This is a genomic window from Clostridium estertheticum, from assembly GCF_026650985.1.
GTDB lineage: Bacteria > Bacillota > Clostridia > Clostridiales > Clostridiaceae > Clostridium_AD > Clostridium_AD estertheticum_C.
Map to the genome: position 1 here is coordinate 1,898,336 of NZ_CP086239.1, position 19,820 is coordinate 1,918,155.

24 protein-coding genes are annotated in these 19,820 nt (G+C 29.8%); 7 read left to right on the forward strand and 17 right to left on the reverse strand.

Going from position 1 to position 19,820, the window contains the following annotated elements; genetic code table 11:
• Positions 1 to 57: 57 nt before the first annotated feature.
• Positions 58 to 426 carry a MerR family transcriptional regulator gene (locus LL038_RS09190; protein ID WP_216123507.1) on the reverse strand — a complete coding sequence of 123 codons (369 nt, stop codon included), beginning with the start codon at positions 424 to 426 and terminating at the stop codon, positions 58 to 60.
• 86 nt (positions 427 to 512) lie between these two features.
• Between LL038_RS09190 and LL038_RS09195 the strand changes: the two genes are divergently transcribed.
• The 3 genes from LL038_RS09195 to LL038_RS09205 all read left to right on the forward strand — a co-directional run bounded on the left by LL038_RS09195 (position 513) and on the right by LL038_RS09205 (position 3,217).
• On the forward strand, positions 513 to 1,304 hold the full coding sequence (locus LL038_RS09195) for an SDR family NAD(P)-dependent oxidoreductase (protein WP_216123502.1): 792 nt from the start codon (positions 513 to 515) through the stop codon (positions 1,302 to 1,304).
• Positions 1,305 to 1,645: 341 nt separating this feature from the next.
• Positions 1,646 to 1,909 carry a hypothetical protein gene (locus tag LL038_RS09200; protein ID WP_268056036.1) on the forward strand — a complete coding sequence of 88 codons (264 nt, stop codon included), beginning with the start codon at positions 1,646 to 1,648 and terminating at the stop codon, positions 1,907 to 1,909.
• A gap of 924 nt (positions 1,910 to 2,833) precedes the next feature.
• Entirely contained in the window at positions 2,834 to 3,217 is a 384-nt protein-coding gene (locus LL038_RS09205) for a hypothetical protein (RefSeq protein WP_216123495.1), read from the forward strand.
• A 147-nt stretch (positions 3,218 to 3,364) separates the two neighbouring features.
• On the opposite strand, the gene LL038_RS09210 is transcribed toward LL038_RS09205, so the two are convergent.
• The 12 genes from LL038_RS09210 to LL038_RS09260 form a co-directional block, all read right to left on the reverse strand.
• A complete protein-coding gene (locus LL038_RS09210; RefSeq protein WP_216123491.1) occupies positions 3,365 to 3,664 on the reverse strand; it encodes a spore coat protein in 300 nt (99 codons plus the stop codon).
• A gap of 1 nt (position 3,665) precedes the next feature.
• Positions 3,666 to 3,884: a hypothetical protein gene (locus LL038_RS09215; protein WP_151553708.1), complete on the reverse strand. Its 219-nt coding sequence runs from the start codon at positions 3,882 to 3,884 to the stop codon at positions 3,666 to 3,668.
• Positions 3,885 to 3,982: 98 nt separating this feature from the next.
• Complete coding sequence (locus LL038_RS09220) at positions 3,983 to 4,192, reverse strand: hypothetical protein (RefSeq protein ID WP_216123489.1); 210 nt, start codon at positions 4,190 to 4,192, stop codon at positions 3,983 to 3,985.
• Positions 4,193 to 4,226: 34 nt separating this feature from the next.
• Entirely contained in the window at positions 4,227 to 4,478 is a 252-nt protein-coding gene (locus LL038_RS09225; protein WP_216123487.1) for a hypothetical protein, read from the reverse strand.
• A 97-nt stretch (positions 4,479 to 4,575) separates the two neighbouring features.
• Positions 4,576 to 5,508, reverse strand: coding sequence for an RNA ligase family protein (locus tag LL038_RS09230; protein WP_216123485.1), 933 nt, complete (start codon positions 5,506 to 5,508; stop codon positions 4,576 to 4,578).
• The gene (locus tag LL038_RS09235) at positions 5,508 to 6,101 is read right to left on the reverse strand and encodes a Ku protein (protein WP_418921887.1); all 594 of its coding nucleotides are present in this window, start codon (positions 6,099 to 6,101) and stop codon (positions 5,508 to 5,510) included. Before LL038_RS09235 ends, LL038_RS09230 begins: the two co-directional genes overlap by 1 nt.
• Positions 6,102 to 6,126: 25 nt before the next feature.
• Positions 6,127 to 6,333, reverse strand: a complete 207-nt coding sequence (locus LL038_RS25555) for a Ku protein (RefSeq protein WP_309245065.1) — start codon at positions 6,331 to 6,333, stop codon at positions 6,127 to 6,129.
• A 377-nt stretch (positions 6,334 to 6,710) separates the two neighbouring features.
• Positions 6,711 to 7,154, reverse strand: a complete 444-nt coding sequence (locus LL038_RS09240; RefSeq protein WP_216123483.1) for a VOC family protein — start codon at positions 7,152 to 7,154, stop codon at positions 6,711 to 6,713.
• 335 nt (positions 7,155 to 7,489) lie between these two features.
• Positions 7,490 to 10,123, reverse strand: coding sequence for an ABC transporter permease (locus LL038_RS09245; RefSeq protein WP_216123480.1), 2,634 nt, complete (start codon positions 10,121 to 10,123; stop codon positions 7,490 to 7,492).
• The gene (locus tag LL038_RS09250) at positions 10,120 to 10,803 is read right to left on the reverse strand and encodes an ABC transporter ATP-binding protein (RefSeq protein ID WP_216123479.1); all 684 of its coding nucleotides are present in this window, start codon (positions 10,801 to 10,803) and stop codon (positions 10,120 to 10,122) included. Before LL038_RS09250 ends, LL038_RS09245 begins: the two co-directional genes overlap by 4 nt.
• Positions 10,804 to 10,914: 111 nt before the next feature.
• Positions 10,915 to 12,117 (reverse strand): sensor histidine kinase, encoded by a 1,203-nt coding sequence (locus LL038_RS09255; protein ID WP_268056037.1) that lies wholly within the window; start codon positions 12,115 to 12,117, stop codon positions 10,915 to 10,917.
• Between the two features lie 7 nt (positions 12,118 to 12,124).
• Positions 12,125 to 12,790 carry a response regulator transcription factor gene (locus LL038_RS09260; RefSeq protein ID WP_216123475.1) on the reverse strand — a complete coding sequence of 222 codons (666 nt, stop codon included), beginning with the start codon at positions 12,788 to 12,790 and terminating at the stop codon, positions 12,125 to 12,127.
• A gap of 229 nt (positions 12,791 to 13,019) precedes the next feature.
• On the opposite strand from LL038_RS09260, the gene LL038_RS09265 reads away from it, so the two are divergent.
• Positions 13,020 to 13,256 carry a hypothetical protein gene (locus tag LL038_RS09265; RefSeq protein WP_216172516.1) on the forward strand — a complete coding sequence of 79 codons (237 nt, stop codon included), beginning with the start codon at positions 13,020 to 13,022 and terminating at the stop codon, positions 13,254 to 13,256.
• 248 nt (positions 13,257 to 13,504) lie between these two features.
• Here the strand turns inward: LL038_RS09265 and LL038_RS09270 are convergent, their stop codons facing one another.
• A complete protein-coding gene (locus LL038_RS09270) occupies positions 13,505 to 14,167 on the reverse strand; it encodes a TetR/AcrR family transcriptional regulator (protein ID WP_216123473.1) in 663 nt (220 codons plus the stop codon).
• 265 nt (positions 14,168 to 14,432) lie between these two features.
• Here LL038_RS09270 and LL038_RS09275 point away from each other — a divergent pair, with 265 nt between their 5' ends.
• Positions 14,433 to 14,873, forward strand: coding sequence for a nuclear transport factor 2 family protein (locus tag LL038_RS09275; RefSeq protein WP_216123471.1), 441 nt, complete (start codon positions 14,433 to 14,435; stop codon positions 14,871 to 14,873).
• Between the two features lie 116 nt (positions 14,874 to 14,989).
• On the opposite strand, the gene LL038_RS09280 is transcribed toward LL038_RS09275, so the two are convergent.
• A complete protein-coding gene (locus LL038_RS09280) occupies positions 14,990 to 15,622 on the reverse strand; it encodes an NAD(P)-dependent oxidoreductase (protein ID WP_216123469.1) in 633 nt (210 codons plus the stop codon).
• 117 nt (positions 15,623 to 15,739) lie between these two features.
• Between LL038_RS09280 and LL038_RS09285 the strand changes: the two genes are divergently transcribed.
• Positions 15,740 to 16,075: a winged helix-turn-helix transcriptional regulator gene (locus LL038_RS09285; RefSeq protein WP_216123463.1), complete on the forward strand. Its 336-nt coding sequence runs from the start codon at positions 15,740 to 15,742 to the stop codon at positions 16,073 to 16,075.
• 479 nt (positions 16,076 to 16,554) lie between these two features.
• Here the strand turns inward: LL038_RS09285 and LL038_RS09290 are convergent, their stop codons facing one another.
• Together LL038_RS09290 and LL038_RS09295 are read right to left on the reverse strand one after the other, a co-directional pair.
• Positions 16,555 to 16,779, reverse strand: a complete 225-nt coding sequence (locus LL038_RS09290) for a hypothetical protein (RefSeq protein WP_216123462.1) — start codon at positions 16,777 to 16,779, stop codon at positions 16,555 to 16,557.
• An 811-nt stretch (positions 16,780 to 17,590) separates the two neighbouring features.
• Positions 17,591 to 19,276, reverse strand: a complete 1,686-nt coding sequence (locus LL038_RS09295; protein ID WP_216123459.1) for a hypothetical protein — start codon at positions 19,274 to 19,276, stop codon at positions 17,591 to 17,593.
• 331 nt (positions 19,277 to 19,607) lie between these two features.
• Here LL038_RS09295 and LL038_RS25655 point away from each other — a divergent pair, with 331 nt between their 5' ends.
• Positions 19,608 to 19,817 carry a phage integrase N-terminal SAM-like domain-containing protein gene (locus tag LL038_RS25655; RefSeq protein ID WP_216123458.1) on the forward strand — a complete coding sequence of 70 codons (210 nt, stop codon included), beginning with the start codon at positions 19,608 to 19,610 and terminating at the stop codon, positions 19,815 to 19,817.
• Positions 19,818 to 19,820: the final 3 nt, after the last annotated feature.

Here is a 19,820-nt window from a genome sequence, read left to right on the forward strand (position 1 = left end):
ATATATCTTAAACAACCCACACCCCGAAGCTAAAACGTTTTTTTCAAGGTGTGTAGACTATAAATGCACCAAGGGTCCTGCCCCATTATAATAATTAATTTTGTCATTTAATTTCTCGAGATGTTCATTTGATTTTGCAATTTTTTCTTTAAGCGAGGTTCTATGTTTTATCAGCATTTCCATCCTTTCATTCATAGTAGAATCACCTAAAGCACGCAGCTTGGCATATTTTTGAATTTCCTTGATAGGCATTTGTGTATCTTTTAATCGTTTTATAAATTGCATCCAACTCACGTCAGTTTCACTATAACAACGCCTACCATTTTGTTTGCGATTTGGAATAATTAAATCTTCTTTCTCGTAATAGCGTAATGTGTATATGCTTATCTGAGTAAGATTTGAAAATTCCCCTATTGAATAATCCATCTTATAAATCTCCTTTTAATATTTGACATAGAGTTAACTCTACATTATATAATGAAAATAGTACCATATTAAAGGAGGTTTTTCAAATGAAACAAGATAAAAAATACACAGTTATTACAGGCGCAAGCTCAGGCATAGGATATGAAACTGCAAAGGCATTTGCAAAACGTGGTAAGAATTTAGTTATTGTTGCCCGTAACAAAGGTAATTTGGAAAAATTAAAAACGGAGATTTTAAATGATAATTCATCATTAAATGTCATAGTTAAGGACACTGATTTATCTATTATTAAAAATGTTTATCAATTGTATCAAGACCTAAAACCATATCAGCTTGAAACATGGATAAACAATGCTGGTTTTGGTGATTATGATAGTGTCGCTAATCAAAATTTAGAAAAGATAGAAACTATGTTACGACTTAATGTGGAAGCGTTGGTCATTCTATCTTCACTATTTGTACGTGATTATCAAAATATTGAGGGTTCAAAGCTTATAAATGTTTCATCTGCTGGTGGGTATATTATTGTACCAACTGCTGTTACTTATTGTGCAAGCAAATTTTTTGTAAGTACATTTACTGAGGGCCTAGCAAGAGAATTGGAAGCATCTAATGCTAAATTACAAGCGAAAGTATTAGCACCTGCAGCTACAAGAACAAATTTCGGAAACGTAGCTAATAATATAGAAGCGTATGATTATGATAAGTCTTTTGGTACTTATCATACTAGTAAAGAAATGGCTGATTTTTTACTTCAATTACATGATAGTAGTGAGGTGGTTGGAGCAATAAGTAGAGAATCTTTTGAATTTGAGTTATTACCTCCATTATTTAATTATGCAGGAAATCCAAAACATAATCAAAGTGTTATATTATAAAAGTCGATGTAATAAAACAATAAACTTTGCACTCGAGGTATTGTAAAATTTTAACAAAGATGTATAATTAACATGTATAGTAATCCATATCATTATAATAATTTAAGTAAACCTTAAAGAGGAAATGTTAATGATAATATGGAGGGTTTTTTTAAGACCATAGTTTGCAGCTGTAATATAAACAAATTGTTTCGGTTGATTTCTTGTTGACAAAAGCATACCTTGCTAAGGTAGCGATAGCATTGGTCATGCTTCGCTACCTTAGTTCTTTTAAAAATTTAATTGACGATACATCTGACCAATGTATCGTCAAAAAATATTTAAGAGAAGGAGTGTATATTATGTCAACAAGAAAATCAAATTCAAAACCGAAAACAAAAACAAAAACAAAAACAAATGAATTAATGTTGTTAGAAGCAAAAGAAAACCACAAGTTTATTATTGATTTTATTGATAATAGACACTTTCTTCCTTTTTTAAATATAGTGCTTTCTACCGTAGTCATAGGGATTATAGCAGGCATTTGTATTTACAAGGGCCAACTTGCAAATACAGCAATATTAGTTAGTGATATGCTAATGAAATTGTTTGTTGGCAGAAAGTAACCATGTTAGATAAGAGAGATTTTATACACCTCTCTTATCTTTTGGTATATTTGTTTATTTGCATATTATTTATTGTAATTTTCAAATGAAACACTTTAAAAATTACATATTGAATATTGATTCCGGCATATGCTTGTTTTTACCGGTATGTCGGCTGTACCCGATGGGTATTCCATAAATTAATAGCATTGGTAACCGTTATGTTCTATGTCTCAGCCAAACTTTCTTAATAGATATTATTTTATGTTAAATGTAATAATTATATTCTTCTATTGGTAGTGTTGAGCCTCGTACTTTAGTATTTTTTTGACAGTACATAAATTTTCATATAATTTATAGTATGCAGAAACAACAAAAATGTAACTAATGTATTAAAAGATTTATTAATACACTAGGTAAATATAGTTCATATCCTTAATTAGTTACCTTATAAGTTTAATAAGTATTATGGTAGATGGAAAGATAAAAAAGTAACAGTATTACTTGAAGGCAGTAAGGAATCTGAATTATTACCTTAAATAAAATTTGATAACACACAAGAAGTTATTGTCAAAACAAGACAAAGCACTTCATAAGAACTGATTTTGAAGAAAAGTTAATGGAACAGAATATTGACACTTTGATTTTAGGCGGTGTTAAAAAACAGCATAAACCGGTGATATATAAACGCTTATAGTCGTTTTAACTAAAGCCTTTTTTCTTATTGTGCATTTGAATGTATTTTTTATCTGATACATTATAAATATAGTACATTGATTATCTAAATCAAAATGGACATTTAAAAGATTTAAATCTTTAAGCAAACCGTATCCGTTCCTAATTTATTACATTTATGGAATGGCATTTTCCTTAGCGTATGAACTATCATTTTTGCGTATAGTACCCCTATATAGAATCTGTCTTATTAAAAAAGGAGGACTGTTTATGAAAAAGAATAATTATACAAAAATAGTGATATATATAATATGTTTTGTTGGTGTGTGCGCGCTAACCTATACCTATATTGTAAATCGTGACATAGTGACTACTACTAGGGGTGGACAAATAATCGATAGCAAAGACACAGCATCAAGAACAGCTAGTGATAGCTATAAATGGCCTTACATGATAAAGTATGAGAATAAAGGTGATGATTACATCGAGATTAAGTTCGGAATAGATTCACCATCTAAAATAATGTGTAGCAAAGCAGATTACGCTAATATAATAAGTGGTCATTACTATTATGTGAATTACTCATATAACAAAAAAAATTACAAAAACGTTAAACTGTTAGGTATATATGACCATGATCCTAATGCTAGATAATTACTTTAACCAATATGCTTACATTTAAATTTTGTGATTTAAACAAATAGCGAGTGTTTCTGCATTTGAAAACATTATATTATTTAATATTGATGTACCACCTTTGGAAATTATATTCCAAAGGTGGTATTTTTAAATGTAAATAGATTATTTATTATCAACTGTAGTTTCAGATTTTTTATAAGTATCTGCTAATTGCTGAGAAGGTTTGTTATAAGGGGTTGACCATCCGCGATTTACAGCTAGGGCTGTTAATGCTGAATGGCCACCTATTATGCCATTTAAGCTAGTTGAATATAACGCTCTTAGTTCAGGCGTCGAGCTTGTCAAAGTTGCTGCTAGATATGCATCTGCTGCACTTGTTGCAGAACCAATCATATTCCCAGCTATTACTTCATCATTAATATCTGTATTTCCTTTAACAATATTGTTGATTAAAGTCCCCATATTATTTTGTACCTCCTGTAATTGTTACTTGGTTTTCGTTAATAAATTGTTGTACTCCTTTTATTCTTCCTTCCATTGCTAAAACTCCAGTTTCAGCTTGCTTTTGTAAATCTTCATCGCTTATTAGATTCTTCATTACTTTAGCAACAGCCAAACCGTCTTTTTCCATAGTTAATAAAGATGTAAGTGATAATAATTCTCCTTCTGATAGTTGTCTCATATTATACCTCCGAAATTATAAAATTTTACTACATTATATTATGTGTAATATAAAAGTTATTAACCTATAAATTATATTCAAAACAAAACTGTTTCCTATTATTCATAAAAATCATGTTCCCCATCAAATGCAATTTCTTCAGTAGGACAATCAGGTGAGTTTAATTCAGTTAAATCCTCTATTTTACATTCTTCAAGCTTATCCTTTAAATAATCAATTTCTTCCGCTTGATCATCAATTAGCGCTGACATTTGATTTATTTCATATATGGCATCAGATTTAAACTCTTTAGCTTTTTTTATATCCATAATTTATATTTATCCTCTTAATCTAATAATTATTTTATTTTTTACCTGCAGCCCTAATAGCTTCTGAACGTGCATTAAATTCTTTTACATCTTCTGGAGTGCTAGAATTAACATTATTAGTCATAGTAGACATATCAGCACTTGGGTCATCCTTGGACGCATAAGATTGTTCATTACTTAGCACTTTTACTGAACCAACTTTAAAATCATTTGATTCTTTACTTGACTGTAAAGTAGCACCACTAGTACTACTGCTTACATTAGCTTTTTTATTTTTATTATTCATAAGTATTCTCCCTCCAAACATATAAATTACACTGTATTAATCAGTGTATAATATAGCTTACCCATTTCTATAAAATATAATTTAAAAATAGTTATTATTATATGGTACAATCTTTAGGCGATTTATCTTCTCTAATACCCTTAAATACAGGTTGCCTTAATCCACCATTTGCAGTTTTCATCATGAATTTTACAATACACACAAGTTTAGGCACTAGCCAAACTGCATTATCATTTCCAGAAGGCCATTCATTAAAAGGTTGTGTTCTTAATTGGGGTGTAGCTTTTATTAATTGAAAGTCTTCGGTAGATAGACCTAAGGTAACGTGACCTTTGTATACCAATTTCTTATTTGAATATTGACCAAGTACAATACTTATGACACCGCCATCCTTAAGAATATATCCACATATTACAAAATCATCATCTAATAAGTACTTAATCTTAATCCAATCCTTGGTTTTCTTGTCTAAATAATATTTGCTATCTTTTTTTTTGGCAACGATGCCCTCTAAATTATTTTGCTTCGCAAGTTGATAAAATTTTATTCCCTGTTCCTCGATATATCGAGAAATAGCAATTCTCTCATTTTCCTTGATAACTTTCTCAAGTAATTTTTTTCGTTGCATTAATGGTAAGTCCGTTACTGAGTGATCATCATAGTAGAGAATATCAAATGCTGTAAAACTTGCTGGTAATTTCGATGAAGCTAATTGAATTTTAAAGGTGTTTGACATAAGAGACCGCCTTCTAATTTCATAAAAATCAGGAACTCCATCTTTAATAATTATCAGCTCACCATCAAGTATACAACGGTGTTTGACCTGTTTGTGTATTTTTGAAAGCTCAGGTACTTTTGCAAGCATCTTCATGTTTCTTTTGTTGCGTAGCTCTGTAACATCCTTATCTAAATAAGCAATACAACGTTCACCATCTAGTTTTAACTCATAGATATAATCAGGGCTATCAAATGCCTCTTGATTTTCACCAATCAACATAGGTTTAATATTTTTATTCTCAAATATATCCATTATGCACCTTTGGGAGTTCTTTTACGGGTCGTCTTAGAAGTTGGTGTTTCTTTAACTTTATTTTGTTCAATACTCGCTTTAAGTGCATCCATTAAATTAATTACATTACTTGGAGCTTCAGTTTTGGCTGCGACAATTTCCTTTCCAGCTATTTTTGTTTCAAGTAAATCTCTTAACTTCATTTGATATTCATCTTTATATTTAGTAGGATCGAAAGGAGTAATCATAGAGTTAATTAATGCCTTAGCCATTGTAACCTCTGCCTCTACTAACTCTGGTTTATTATAAGTCTTAGCAAGGTCTTTAATTTCATCTTGATAATACATTGTAGAGATTAGTATTCCATCCTCACGTGGGATTATTGCAAGTAAAGTTTCTTTTGTTCCCATTACTGTCTTACCGATTGCAATTTTCTGCTCACTAATAAGTGCAGCGCGCAGAAGTTCAAATGCTTTGTCTCCACCAGCTAGAGGGGTAGCTTGATATGTTTTGTCATAATAAATTGGAGATATTTGATTAAGTTGCGCAAAGTGCATTATCTGAATAGATTTTTCTTTTTCAGTTTTGATTTTTTCTAAATCATCGTCGGTCACAACTACATAATGATCTTTATCGTATTCATATCCTTTGATAATATCCTTTGATAATATCTTTTGTTGTAATTTCTTTACCGCAATGACTACAAGATTTTTTGTATTTTATTCTCGAATTATCCTCATCATGCAATTGATTAAAATGTATATCGTTATCTTGGGTTGCTGTATACATAGATATTGGTATAGAAACAAGTCCAAAAGAAATAACTGTTTTGTTAGCTACAGCCATTATTAACACCTCACTTACTTTTTTTATTTAGTATAACCAAATTCTCTTATAAAAATTTAAAGTTGGTATACTTAGCGTGAGCAAGTTTATTTTTTAATGAGTATATGCTAGCTTTAACACAAGTGGTTGGTAAACTTAAGAAGAAAGGACTTGTTGATCAATATGATAAAATAGAAATTATAAATACATTTCTTGAAAAGTTAATAAATAATTGGCCCCATAATTAATGGGGCATTTTTAAAACAATATGTTTTAGTTACTAAAATATATTGTTTGGAGATTTTCGATGATGGTATTGCAGAAATCGTATCTTGTTATCCAGACCATGTAGCAAATTTAGGATTTTAGAATAGCTAATAAATATTTTTATTACTATTTTAGTTAGCGTTATCAATAATATAATTACCAGTAACTTCGATTTCATTACCATCAGGGTCATCAACTATAAAGAAATAATAGGGCATAGTAATATTTACATACATAATTTCCGATATTTTACCTATATTTAGATTCTTAACCCTTTTGAATTCTTCATTTAAATTATCAACATTGAAATTAAATACTACTGTTTTACTTGCACCTGTATTTTCTTTCCTTAAATATTTAATATATGCTTCGTTATAATGAAACTCAATGTTTTCATTTTTATTTAGCATATCAATATCATATTGTAAATTGTACAAAGCAAGAGTGCTTCCACAATGAAACATTACCCAACGTTCCTTATTTGAGTATTGCGGTTGTATTTGAAGCAGTTTAGAATAAAAAATTACAGACTTTTCCATGTCGCTTACTTTAATGTAAGTACATCCTAAATTCATTTAAATCAACCCCCTATTATTTAAACAATCTTTATTACGACTTATTTTACGATTATGACATAATTATATGGGTAATTGTACTATAGTTTACTACAAATTCTATATAATAAAAATGAAATTGTTTTGTTATATATAGAAGTTAGGGTTAGCACCAACGTTTCCAGTAAACCCCACTTTAAGAATAAAAAGGATATGTGAAATGTTTTAAAAATAAATAGACTTGGTGCAACATCTATAAAACAGTATATAACCACATATTGGATATTAATTCCAGTATGTGGCCTGTTTTTAATCATATGTCGATTGTACCCGAATAGCTATTGTTATCGCATTGATTATACTATTTCATCTTTGATTGATTCTATTACATTACTTTTTTTAACACCTGTTGAAGATATCCCATACGCCAAAAATATAGATACGATTATAAGCATAGCATACACTAAAATTGGTACAACTGGAAAAACTGACATAAACTCAGACCCTGTGATTAAGGTTAATCTTAACATAAACCAACAAATAAATAATACTATTGGTATGCTAACAATAATGGGTGTTAATGCAAAGAACAAACCTTCTATCATCAACATTTTATTTAATCCTTTTGGTGTTAATCCTACTGCCCGAAGCATAGCAAATTCTCTTTTGCGCAGTCTAAGATTATTCGAAATGGTAGAAAAAGCATTAATAATGCCAATTAATCCAAACATTAAGGCTACAGCAAAAACACCAATAGAAACGGCTTTTTGAACCAGTTCGTCATTATTTTTTTCGTCCAGTAGAGTCCATATATTAACATCTTCGGATCCAAGATAAGAACTGCAAATTTGAGTTAGTTCTTTCTTCACAGCTGGACTAGCCTTATCGCCCACCAATAAATCAATTGACATACTGCTAGATTCAAGCATACGCTCTGGCATAAAATTACTAACTAGTTGCTGATAGCTCTTCATAGGAACTATATATGCTAAGCTGTATCCACCCATTCCTAGCTCAGAGGGCGGAATCTCTGTAACATGACCTACTTGAGCATTAAATTTATAATTTGTATTCATATCATTTTCTATTTTTTCATTTATTACTAGCTTATCGCCTTGTTTTATATTTAACAATGGTATTTTTTGCACAACTTTTGAATTCTCTGATACATAATTTGTGCTATCTAATAATACTCCTGTTGTCACACCATTCTTATAATATGATTCATCATCAGCACCAATTTCTTCACAATACTTTTTAAATGATTTATCGCTTAATCCAACTAAAGTTACTATAATTCTATATTTTCCATTTTCACTCAATATATTATGTTTAGAGGGTACCTTAGCAAATCCTCCATATTTCGCAAAAACATCTGACTCCTGTTTTGATGTTACATAAGTTGAAGTACGTGCCTGTCTTCTAATGACACTATCCTTAACTTCAGGCAGAGTAGTAACTTCATTTATCATCTTATCACTTGGTTTATCAATCATTTTTAGGCTAATCTTCATATCATGAGTAGGTATTTCAGCGTTCTTAGAATAGGCCAAATTATAGATGGCTATAATGTTCATATACCCCGCTATTAAGATAAAACACATTGAAAGGGATAGGACAGCCGTACGTAAAGCCCTTTTGTTAGCTGAAAATTGTGATATTGCTAGTTCACCTTCTATACCAAATATTTTATTAATTATTAAGTGGGATTTTTGTTTTTTTAATTTTACGCGAGTATTATTCTGACATATTCCAGTAATAGCAGATACTTTCATCATTTTTCTTGCGGGAATATATGCTGAAACTAAAATGGTAATCAATGAGATGATTATTGAAAAACCAACTACTACCCATGAGAAGGAAACATATGCATTCTTATAATCTTCTGTAACACTAAGAATTTTATTAACTTTAGAAAACACAATATGACTAAATAGATATCCTATCATGATACCAATTGGCAATTGAATAATCCAGAGCAAAAGTCCTTCATAAAGAACAGAAAACTTAATTTGCCTTGGAGTTGCTCCTAAACTTTTCAGAATACTTAATTCTTTAATCCTGCTGTTTGCAGATAAAGAAAATGCATTATAGATAATAAGAATAAATGACCCCATAACTAGTAAAGTAAGTGCTATTGCCATTGCTATCATCATAATGATTTGAGCGTTTGCACCACTTTTATCACTAATTCCATATAAAGTTAATAAAGGTGTATTATACTTAACTGCATACTCTCCATATTCATTTTTGGTTAATCCCGTAGCTTTCGCAATCTGCGGTAATGTTTCATAGATTGTGCGAGGTTTCACAAAACGCATATAAACCGTAAGTTCATCCTTAGGCTTGATGCGCAAAGGATCCAAGTATCCCATGGCGATATATCCATCGTAGGCAGAGGTATCAGAAACATCTAATTCTCCAACTATGGTATATATATTAGTTCCTGTTGCCAGAAACCTCTCGCCTGATCGTTTGGTCGATTGAGGGTTAACTAGGTCACTACCAAGCATTCGATTACCTGTGGGAAGAGTCAACTTATCACCAATTTTATATGAAGGATTATCCGCGAAGAATAATTTTGATACAACAATTTCTCCGGATTTTTTAGGAAGTTTACCTTCAGTAAGAGTATTTTTTAAACTCATGTCCAACCAAAAATTTGTATTAGCATCTCTCATTATTAGATACGGGAGTTTTGTATTGGAAAGTTTAGCAGTAACCCACTGTCCTTTAATCATCGTGGTTTCAACCTCAGGATTTTCTGTGACATATTTTAATTTATCACCAGCTATAGAGTTGTATAATTCCCCATGCCAATAACCTATCTCTTCAATTGTTGTGCTTAATTTTGTTTCCCATATAGAATGTATAAATATACATAGTGAACATAGAAGTGCCGAGGCGATTGTAATAGCAATTAGTATAGAAATTGTATGTCGCTTGTTCTTTTTCATATGGTTATATGTGTATTCGTTCATAATTTTCATTTTTTAATTACCTCATCTGACACAATTCTACCATCCTCAATTGTAATCACTCTATCTGCTGACAATGCAATCTTTTCATCATGTGTAATCAATATCATAGTCTGATTATACTCTTTATTTGAAACCCTCAACATCTCAAGAATAGCTTCCGTATTTGCCCTGTCAAGGTTTCCAGTAGGTTCATCTGCTAGAATAATAGACGGTCTATAAATTAATGCTCGTGCTATAGCAACTCTTTGTTGCTGACCTCCTGAAAGCTGATTTGGTAGGTGCTCAAGCCTTTCGTTTAAACCAAGCATTTTTATAATTTTATCAAATTCTTCTTTTTTAGGTTTTTTACCATCCAGAAGCATAGGTAATAATATGTTTTTTTCTACATTTAACGTAGGAATAAGATTGTAAAACTGATATATTATTCCTACTTTTCGCCTGCGAAATATTGCTAATTCAGTTTCATTCATTGATGAAATATCAATGTCATCGATATATATTTTTCCTTTTGTAGGGTTATCCACTCCCCCTAACATATGAAGAAGTGTAGATTTTCCTGATCCACTTGATCCAATTATTGCAACAAATTGTCCTTTGCTTATCCTCAAATTTAAATTATCCAATGCAGTGACTTTTGTCTCACCAATTCCATAGGTTTTTGTAAGATTTTCAGTTCTTAATATTTCCAAAGTATTATCTCCCCTCTTTAATAAGGCCTACTTCCATAATATTTAGTCCTTATTTTCTTCTAAACCCAATTATATCTTTGTTAAGTGACCTCTCGGTGACATTGCTTGTCATTAATTCGAATAAAACTTAATTGTGAATGACGCTCCCCCTGTTTTTTTATTTTCTGCTCGAATTTCACCGTTTTGTTTCTTAACTATAGATTGAGCAAGAGCAAGTCCAATTCCTACACTGTCTTTGGCTGAATTTTCACCTTTGTAAAATCTAGTAAATAAGTGCGGTATATCCTTTTTCTTAAATCCTTCTCCATTATCTTCAATAATAATTTGTGTGCAAATAGGGTTTTGTTCATATACTATGGAAATTTTTCCTCCTCGCGGTGTATGTTCTACACAGTTTTTAACAATATTTAAGATGGCTTCATTGTTCCAATAAAAATCTCCCATAAAAACTACATCACTATTCTCTTGAATAAAAAGTTGTTGCTCTTTTTTTTCTATCATTAAGATTAATGGCTCAACGCAGGTACATAACAATTCATAAACATTAATCGATTTATATTCTAATTTTAAGGTTCCTGCATCTAGTTTAGAAAGTGTTAACAATGACGTAACCAAATGATTAAGACGGTATATCTGAGCTGAAATACGCTCAATGTACAAAGCGTCATCTCCATTTATAGGACTGCCTTCCAATAACTCAATCATAAGTGACATTGACGTAAGTGGCGTTTTCATTTGGTGAGAAATATCTGCAAGGTAATTTGTTAATTTTTCTTTTTCTTTCCTTTCTTTTTCTCGGTTTTCGCGAAGCAACACAACTGTTTTATATAGTTCGTCTTCTAAAATAGAGAATTCGTCTTCTTTCTTGTGAGGATTTATTCTATAATTCCCTTCGTTAATAGCATAAAGATATTCTTCAAGATTATTGATACGTTTACGCTTTATATGATTTATCCCTACCAGAAATCCTCCAAAACAAAACAAGAGTAAAGTAATCAAAAACAAAATACCAACCGTAACTATATTAAAATTCTTACTTTTATAAGAACTATATAAAAATCCTTCACTATATCCATATTGCTCTAATATTTTTTTACCTTTATTAATTTCTGTTATATTATTAGTTTTTAGCGATGATATCAATACTTGTTCAATGTTAGGGTCAGCCTTAACACCAAACGCTATAATCTGTGCGGCTTTTTCATAAAAAATCTTCTCTGTCTGCTTAAAAATGAAATTTCCAAATATCATACAAAAAATTGTTATACATAAAAAACTAATAACCATCCATACAGTAATTTTCTTTTTGTTCATATCCCACTTACTCATCCAACCTGTAACCTATTCCTCTCACTGTTTTAATAATTGTATTATTCGTAAGTTTTTGACGAAGACGCTTTATAGCTACTGATAATGTATTATCATTTACAAATTCACCATCGATATCCCAGAGTTTTTGAAGTAAAACCCCTCGCGTTAAAGTGCGGTTTTTATTTTCTAATAGTTGCCTAAATAGATTGTATTCACCAATTGTAAGTTCTATTTCGAGATTATTTTTATATACCTTTGTTTCTGATTTAATCATTTTAATATTCCCACACCATAGAACATCTTCGTATATTTGCTGTTTTACAGTTCTCCTTAAAACAGCAAGTATACGAGAATGCAAAACACTTAATTTAAAAGGCTTGGTGATGTAATCATCCCCTCCAATATCTAGTCCTTTTATAATATCGCATTCTTCATCCCTAATAGTAAGAAAAATAATAGGAATGTCTTTAATCCCTTTTACATAACTGCAAAAATCAAAACCTGAACCATCAGGTAAATTTAAATCTAATAATATTATGTCGATATCTGTTTTAAAAAGTTCTTTCCCTTCTTTTAAATTCCCTGCATGAATAACCTTATAACTATTTCTCAATAAAAATGTTTTTATGCCTAAAGCAATTGTTTCATCATCTTCAATCAAAAAAATCTTAAGCATTCGCAAACCTCCTTAACCTTTACATTTAACAATAACACTATTTTTCTTGTTATTCCATAACTCTTATTTGTTACCAAATTATAATTAATTCGTAATTCAAATTACTATTTATATCTTCCATATGCGACATTATTATGCAAGTATGATATAAATCATATATTAAATCATACCATATTTACTATATATTAAATATATTTACGAATCTTTTTAAATACTTAATAGCCTCAAAGTGAATGTACACTTAATACAAATAACCCATATCATTAGATATGGGTTATTTGTAGGGCTTAAACTCAAAGCACCTCTTGCACGTGTCTTAAAAATTGATGAAGTTTATGGCATTTATGAAGGTGAATTAAGGAAAAATGCTCATGAAACTTTTACTGCGTTATCTCTAATGATAAATCTGTCATATAAGGAAAAGAAATTTAGTGAAGCAGAAGAGTACATAGAGCTTGCTAAATAGGTTGCTGATGCATTTAATTTAGGAGCATATCATAAATATTCGTTAGATTTATCTTTATCAAGGGAAAAACAGGATAAATAAAAAACTATAGAGATGATTATAAATATGGTAAATGAAGCAAGTAGCATGGATAATTCTATGAAGTCAAAGCTTTATAAGCATATAAAATTTAATGTGACCAACAGTTGGGGCAAGGATAAATATGAAAGATCAGTAAAGCCTTGATTTACGGCTAATTATCTAAAAAATTAATCTTTTTTTATTTCAATGGAATGTTCTAAGCAATACATTAGCTGATATAAGGAAGCCATATAAGTTTTTTTGAAATCAGGAGCTATATAATTTGAGCCTGCTAAATTGATGGCTTCTAGTTGAAGATCACTTAATTTACACATAGGATATAATCCAAAAGCCAGTGTGAAAACAGAATACATAAAGTTCATAAGACTATCATTGCTAGCATTTGGGAAAAGTTGACTTACTAAGTCCAATATAGTGGAGTTAATTACCATACATTCTTTCTCAAATTCAGCAAGTGCCTCAACTGAAACATTTTTTTCTATGGTTGTAAAAAGAATAGCATACAATTCTATAAGCCGTTCATGCTCAATTAGTGTATCAGTCCAAATTTCTCCAATTTTATAAATAGAATATAGTTTGTTAATTTTAAAAGATTTACTTAATCTTGATATCCATGACTTAAAATCTTTTATCATAATCAAAAGAAGAATTTCTTCTTTTGTCTTAAAATACTTATAAATATTAGGTCTTGTGAATTTCGTATATTCTGAAATAGTGCTAAAACTTAATCCTTCATAACCAACAGAGTCGTAGATAATGGAAGCTGCATTGACTATTTCTTGAATTCGATCTTGAATCTGATCCTCAGATCTTGCACGTTGAAAACTCATATTTTAAACTCCTCTATTAGATATTATATAATTTAGTATTTATAACTATTATAAACCACCAACAATTTATTAACAAGTAACAGGCTGTTAGCTATAGCAATAACGAATTATAAATAAAGATACAGTTTGAAAAGAGCAGTTTAAAGTATTAGATAGCTAAAGATACAAAAATTTCGCGAAATAATTTTTAAGAATATTTGACACCGTGTAACTTATAATATATAATTAGTTACACGAAGTAAAAAAATAAAAGGAGGAAAAATTTATGTCTTTAGAAATTTTACAAGCAAAATTAGAATTAAGAGAATTAGTTGATGCCTATTCAAATTTGGGGGATGAAAAAAAACTTTCAGAACAAATGCATTTACTTACGCCTGATCATAGATATATGGTTTACATGGGTGACCAATTGGTTTCTGATGTTTCAGGAACCAAACAATTGTTAGAAGAGTTCACAGGTCACGCTTCTTTTGTAAAACGTTATTTCTCCATTAACGCACAACACATTGTGAAAGTTGATGGTGATACTGCAACAGGTGTTGCATACTCCCAACTTAAAATGGTGAGAGAAGAAGATGGTAAAGAAATTATCACTGACTATAGTGTTAAATATGATGACACATATGTACGTCAAAATGGAAATTGGTTAATAAAGACACGTATTGCTCATTTTATAATTATAGACGTAAGAACATTACAAGGCTAATTTTATTAATACTTGGAATCATAAATTAAAGATAGAAGGTTTGTATGTTATAGAATAATGCAAACAGAACCTGAAAATGACTGGAATAGCTGTAAAAAGCTATCCAGTCATTTATTTTAACTTCCTATGATTGGCATTGAGTATTCATAGATATTGCTGTTCAATTGTTCTACCATAAAAGCTCCAATATCTTCTCTTGAAATATTAAAATTCATCTTTGTGTCACCGAACCCAACTTTAACGTTTCCAATAAAAGGTGTATCTTTTGGCGCCATAAAACGAACAATCGACCAGTTTAAATTAGATTTGGTAATCATATCAGCAATATTAATCAGCTCTTTTTTTGCCATGGGAAATAAAATCCCTGCCAAGAATCCAGGTACAACAGTGCTAATCGACTTTTTATCGTTTTTAAAATGAACACTTGGAGTAGCCCAGTCAATAAGACGTTCAATATGACATTCATTCATAGCTTTTAAAAGGTTTTTATGACCTTCAAGGGATTCCATATATTTATATTTTTTCATAGGGATACCAACGCACCAAATAACAGCATCACAATCGAATATAGCATTTTTTATATCGTTATAATTATTAATTTCACCTTGTACAGTGGTCAAATTTTCATGTTTGATTGTCAATTTTGATGGATCACGAAGGAACGCTTTAGCTTCATAACCTTTTTCAAGGGCATGTTGTACGGCAAATTTACCAATACCCCCTGATGCACCAAATATTATAACCTTCATACGATTACCCCCAACTCAATTTGTCTTTACATTTGAATAATACTATGTATAATGATTATTAACAAGTACAATAATATTTGATAGATACTATTAAAAAGGATAGTAATGAGGTGAATTATGGACAGAAAGTATGAAGATGATAATATAGAAAATTGTCCAGTCGCAAGCGTGCAGAAGATAGTACATGGAAAGTGGACCATGGTTATCTTGTTCTTCTTGAGCCAAGGTACTTTGAGATTTGGAGAGCTTAGTAGGAAAATGCCACAGGTAACACAGGCAAATTTAACGAAAGGGCTTCGAATGTTAGAAGAATACAGGCTTATCCACAGAGAAGTATATAAAGAGATTCCTCCTAGAGTGGAATATTCATTAACAGAGTTGGGTGTGAAATTTTTACCAGTATTAGAAGCTTTAGAAAAATGGGCAATTGAATATGAAAAAATGAATAAGTAGTCGAGTACAAATTCCAATTTGTAGAGTTGAATTAACATAATTTTAGTTTCAGTTATGTCGTATGTTAATATAAATGATTTATAAATAAAGCTCATACAAGTTCAAAAGGGTACGATTGTGATATTGCAAAATATATGTCTAAAGATGTATACAATAAGTCAAATAGTTATAGTGCGTACAAGAATTTCGAATGTCAAAAACCTATAAAACTTTCTTTAAGGTTAACCGAAATCAATCAACATAAAATTAATTAAAAGGTATATATATATGCTATATGATTTTGATGTACTTGATTCAAATAGAAAGTCAGTTGCAGGCTCATGGGGTATTCCTGTTGTATTTACAGTTACAGAAACTAATGATAATTTATACATAGAAAATGAGTAGACTATAAATGCACCAAAGGTCCTGCCCCTTTATAAGAATTAATTTTGTCATTTATGTGTTACATTCACTTTATTTCCAAGTAAAATTAAAAACTACTCTTCTTTTATTTGTTTCATGTAGTTTTTATTTCCACAAGAAGGACATCTCAATTTATGTTTATAAAAATTTGGCACAGTAGTGGTAGTAGACATTTTTATTGGTGACACCTTAAATCTGTTATTACAACTAGGGCAAATAAAATAATATTTTTTAGCCATTGGTTTCAAAAAAACAATATAAATTACAATTGCTGCTATTATACTAATTAAAAATCTCATTATACCTTTTTCCTTCTTTCATAAAATATTATACTGTTCTAATATGATTAATGGTAATACCGTTCATTAACTTTTAGGTTAATATTATCTATAAATTATATCTTTAATTTATTTTTTGCCATCACAAATTATTGAGTACATTATTAACTTCACTTTTATCTCCTTGATGTCTATATTCTGTTAAATTACTTATTTGCTTATACTATTCTTACCGTAAATTGGATTCAAACAAAATAAAACACCATACAATATATAAGAAATTCTATATTGTATGCCTTTTGTTTTTTTGTATGTAGAGTATATTTATAATAGTAAAGAATGACCAATAGAATCAAACTGAAAGCAACTCACTTACCCTTATGTTACTTTCGGAATATCAATATACGCTTAATACTAAACCCCTATCCTTATTAAATATGGGGGTTACTTGCGACGGAATATATGAACATTCTCTCATAATTACAGTTCTAATATATTTTATTATTTTTCTTTTTTTTCTGAATAAACCCCTGTGCATTCAACATACGCACCACTTATAGTAGTGGGCGATTGTAAACCGCAAAAGTGGTCCAGTTCTCATTGAACTAAGAACCGTAAGAAACAATATCTTTGTAACATAGAGCTTGTTTAGTATTCTAAACAAGCTAATTTTTATAATAAGCTACAAGTATAATTATTTCATGAATAGCTCATAATTAATGCACCCCTATCACGTAAGTGCCTTCACTGCGTAGCAACCTTAGATTTTAGGGTAACTATAAGCTATAAAGCAATTTTTTGTTTTTATATTGAAGCAATTTATCTAAATAATTTAATTAAAACTAAACTTTATAATAGGCTTTTCTTTGAAGACAGCATAATTGCTTACCATAGTATCTTTTACAAAAGCTTTTAAATTCGAGTATCCGAAGGTGCTTGAAATTTTATATAAATACTGTATTTTAAGTGTCTTTAACTCTTTGGACAGTACCCTCCAATTGTTTGTGAATGTTCTATATATCAAAGGTATTTTCTCTTTATACCCAAGAGCTCTACGAGCTATACAGTATGCAGCGGATACATGAATAGATATTCCTTTAGCTTTCATATACTTTATTTTACCCATTTGGCTAGTGTATGCTGGATTTACATAAAATACGGCTAAATTTTCTTTAAAAGCCCTGGAACTGATTGCTTCAATGATTTTTTTATGAGCAAACATACTGATTTTCATATTTCGTTTAGTATTCCCATAAGTTAGTTTGGATTTACTGATGTTTTTAATATCCTCACCAGCAAGTGGTTTATTTTTATCCCTGGCTATTTGAACAAGCCCTAAGGCACTCTTTTCTAAAATTTTTGAAATTTGCCCTGAAGTTTTATTTGCTATATTAAAACGTATAGTGCCAAAGTCTAATAGGTTTCCAATGCAATCAGTTTCACTCCATGCAATATGGTCGTAGTTTATATCATAGCCTACAATTCCATTTGCCTTAGAATAATTAATCTGGCTTTCATCTTTAAATAGTTTATAAGATGGCTTAAACAAAAAGTAATCTCCTTTGTCTTCAATTCTCCAAGAAATAGGGAAATTTTTAGTGTTTAAAGCTTCTATTAATAAGTCTTTATGGTAAGGAAAATCAACATTTTCTACTTCAAACCATTGTGAACTATGATATGCACCTATTTTATTTTCATAGGGCAGTTGGATACTTAGTAAATTCGTTTCGTAGTTGTATTTAACACAAGCATTTCCTTGTGTAACTGTGTTAAGTCCTTGAAGTTCTATAGTTTTATGTCTAGCTTTATAAAAGTCTTCTTTCCATGCAAAATGCTCGTTATATAATGTATACTGAGCTTTGAATAGTTTCTTAGTACCAAAACATGATTTTACTGCACTTGTATTAAGTCTTTCAAGTTTTTGTTTTTGATAACCTATACCACGCTTAATCATATTCAGTTTATTAGTTAATCTGCTAATTTTTTTTACGACAAGAGCATGCTCGAAATCGTATATATTATATATAATTGTTTTATTTTTATAATTGACCTCAACAAAAATCTTATCATCTGACATATAAAAATAATATGGTCTATAATACTTAAATTTGGGGAGGCTTTTACTATTTTTAATAGCCTTAGATATATCGATAATATGAGTATGAATCTTACTCCAAAATTTAATTTTATTAATTAAATCTTTAACAGATTTCTCTCTATGGTTAATATTCTGCTTTAAATCATCTATGTACATTTTGTTTAATTCAACATTAGAACATTTATTCCATTTAGCTTCGCAAGCAGCATAGTTTGTATAATAAGTATTAAGATTAAACATATTTTTAATAGTTAAATGAATACTCTGGGAAAGACCTTTCTCATGATTGTAAACAAGAATTGAATAAGCCTTAATTTTAGCTTCATTACCAATATACAGTATATTCGATAGATTGTTGAGATTTTCAAAGCTAAGCTTATCTTTATATATTCTTACAGAAGAATTAGTTTCTATTCTCAAAATATTCACCACCTTTTTTTATAATCTCTAATATATATTATGCCATAATAGATCCTATAATATTAAGTTATATAAAAATAATTTAGCAACAAAATTCATCTCCGTCTACAGAGAACGGAGTCTTCTTTTGCAAATAAAGATAAATGTAAAACTTAAACATATAAATATAATTCCTTGTACTTTATTATTGGAGATAAAATATATTATTTATGCAATTACAAATAAGATTCCTGAAAAAAAGTTTAAGTTACTGGCATTAAATTTTATCATATAATAGTATCCCCCTTAAAACTTTTAGAATGTACAATATAAGAAAAATAACTCATATAATATGAATTACATAGACAAAAACCTTTCTCATAATACCCCAAAGACCATAAAAAACTATATCCGCCACATTAGTGACTTTGCTAAATATTACAATAAATCACCAGAACTTTTAAGAGAAAAAGAAATACATGAATATCTTCATTATTGTATCATAAAAAAGAAATTAAGTGAAAGTACAGTTAATTATATGGGTTTGCTTTTTATTACATAAAAG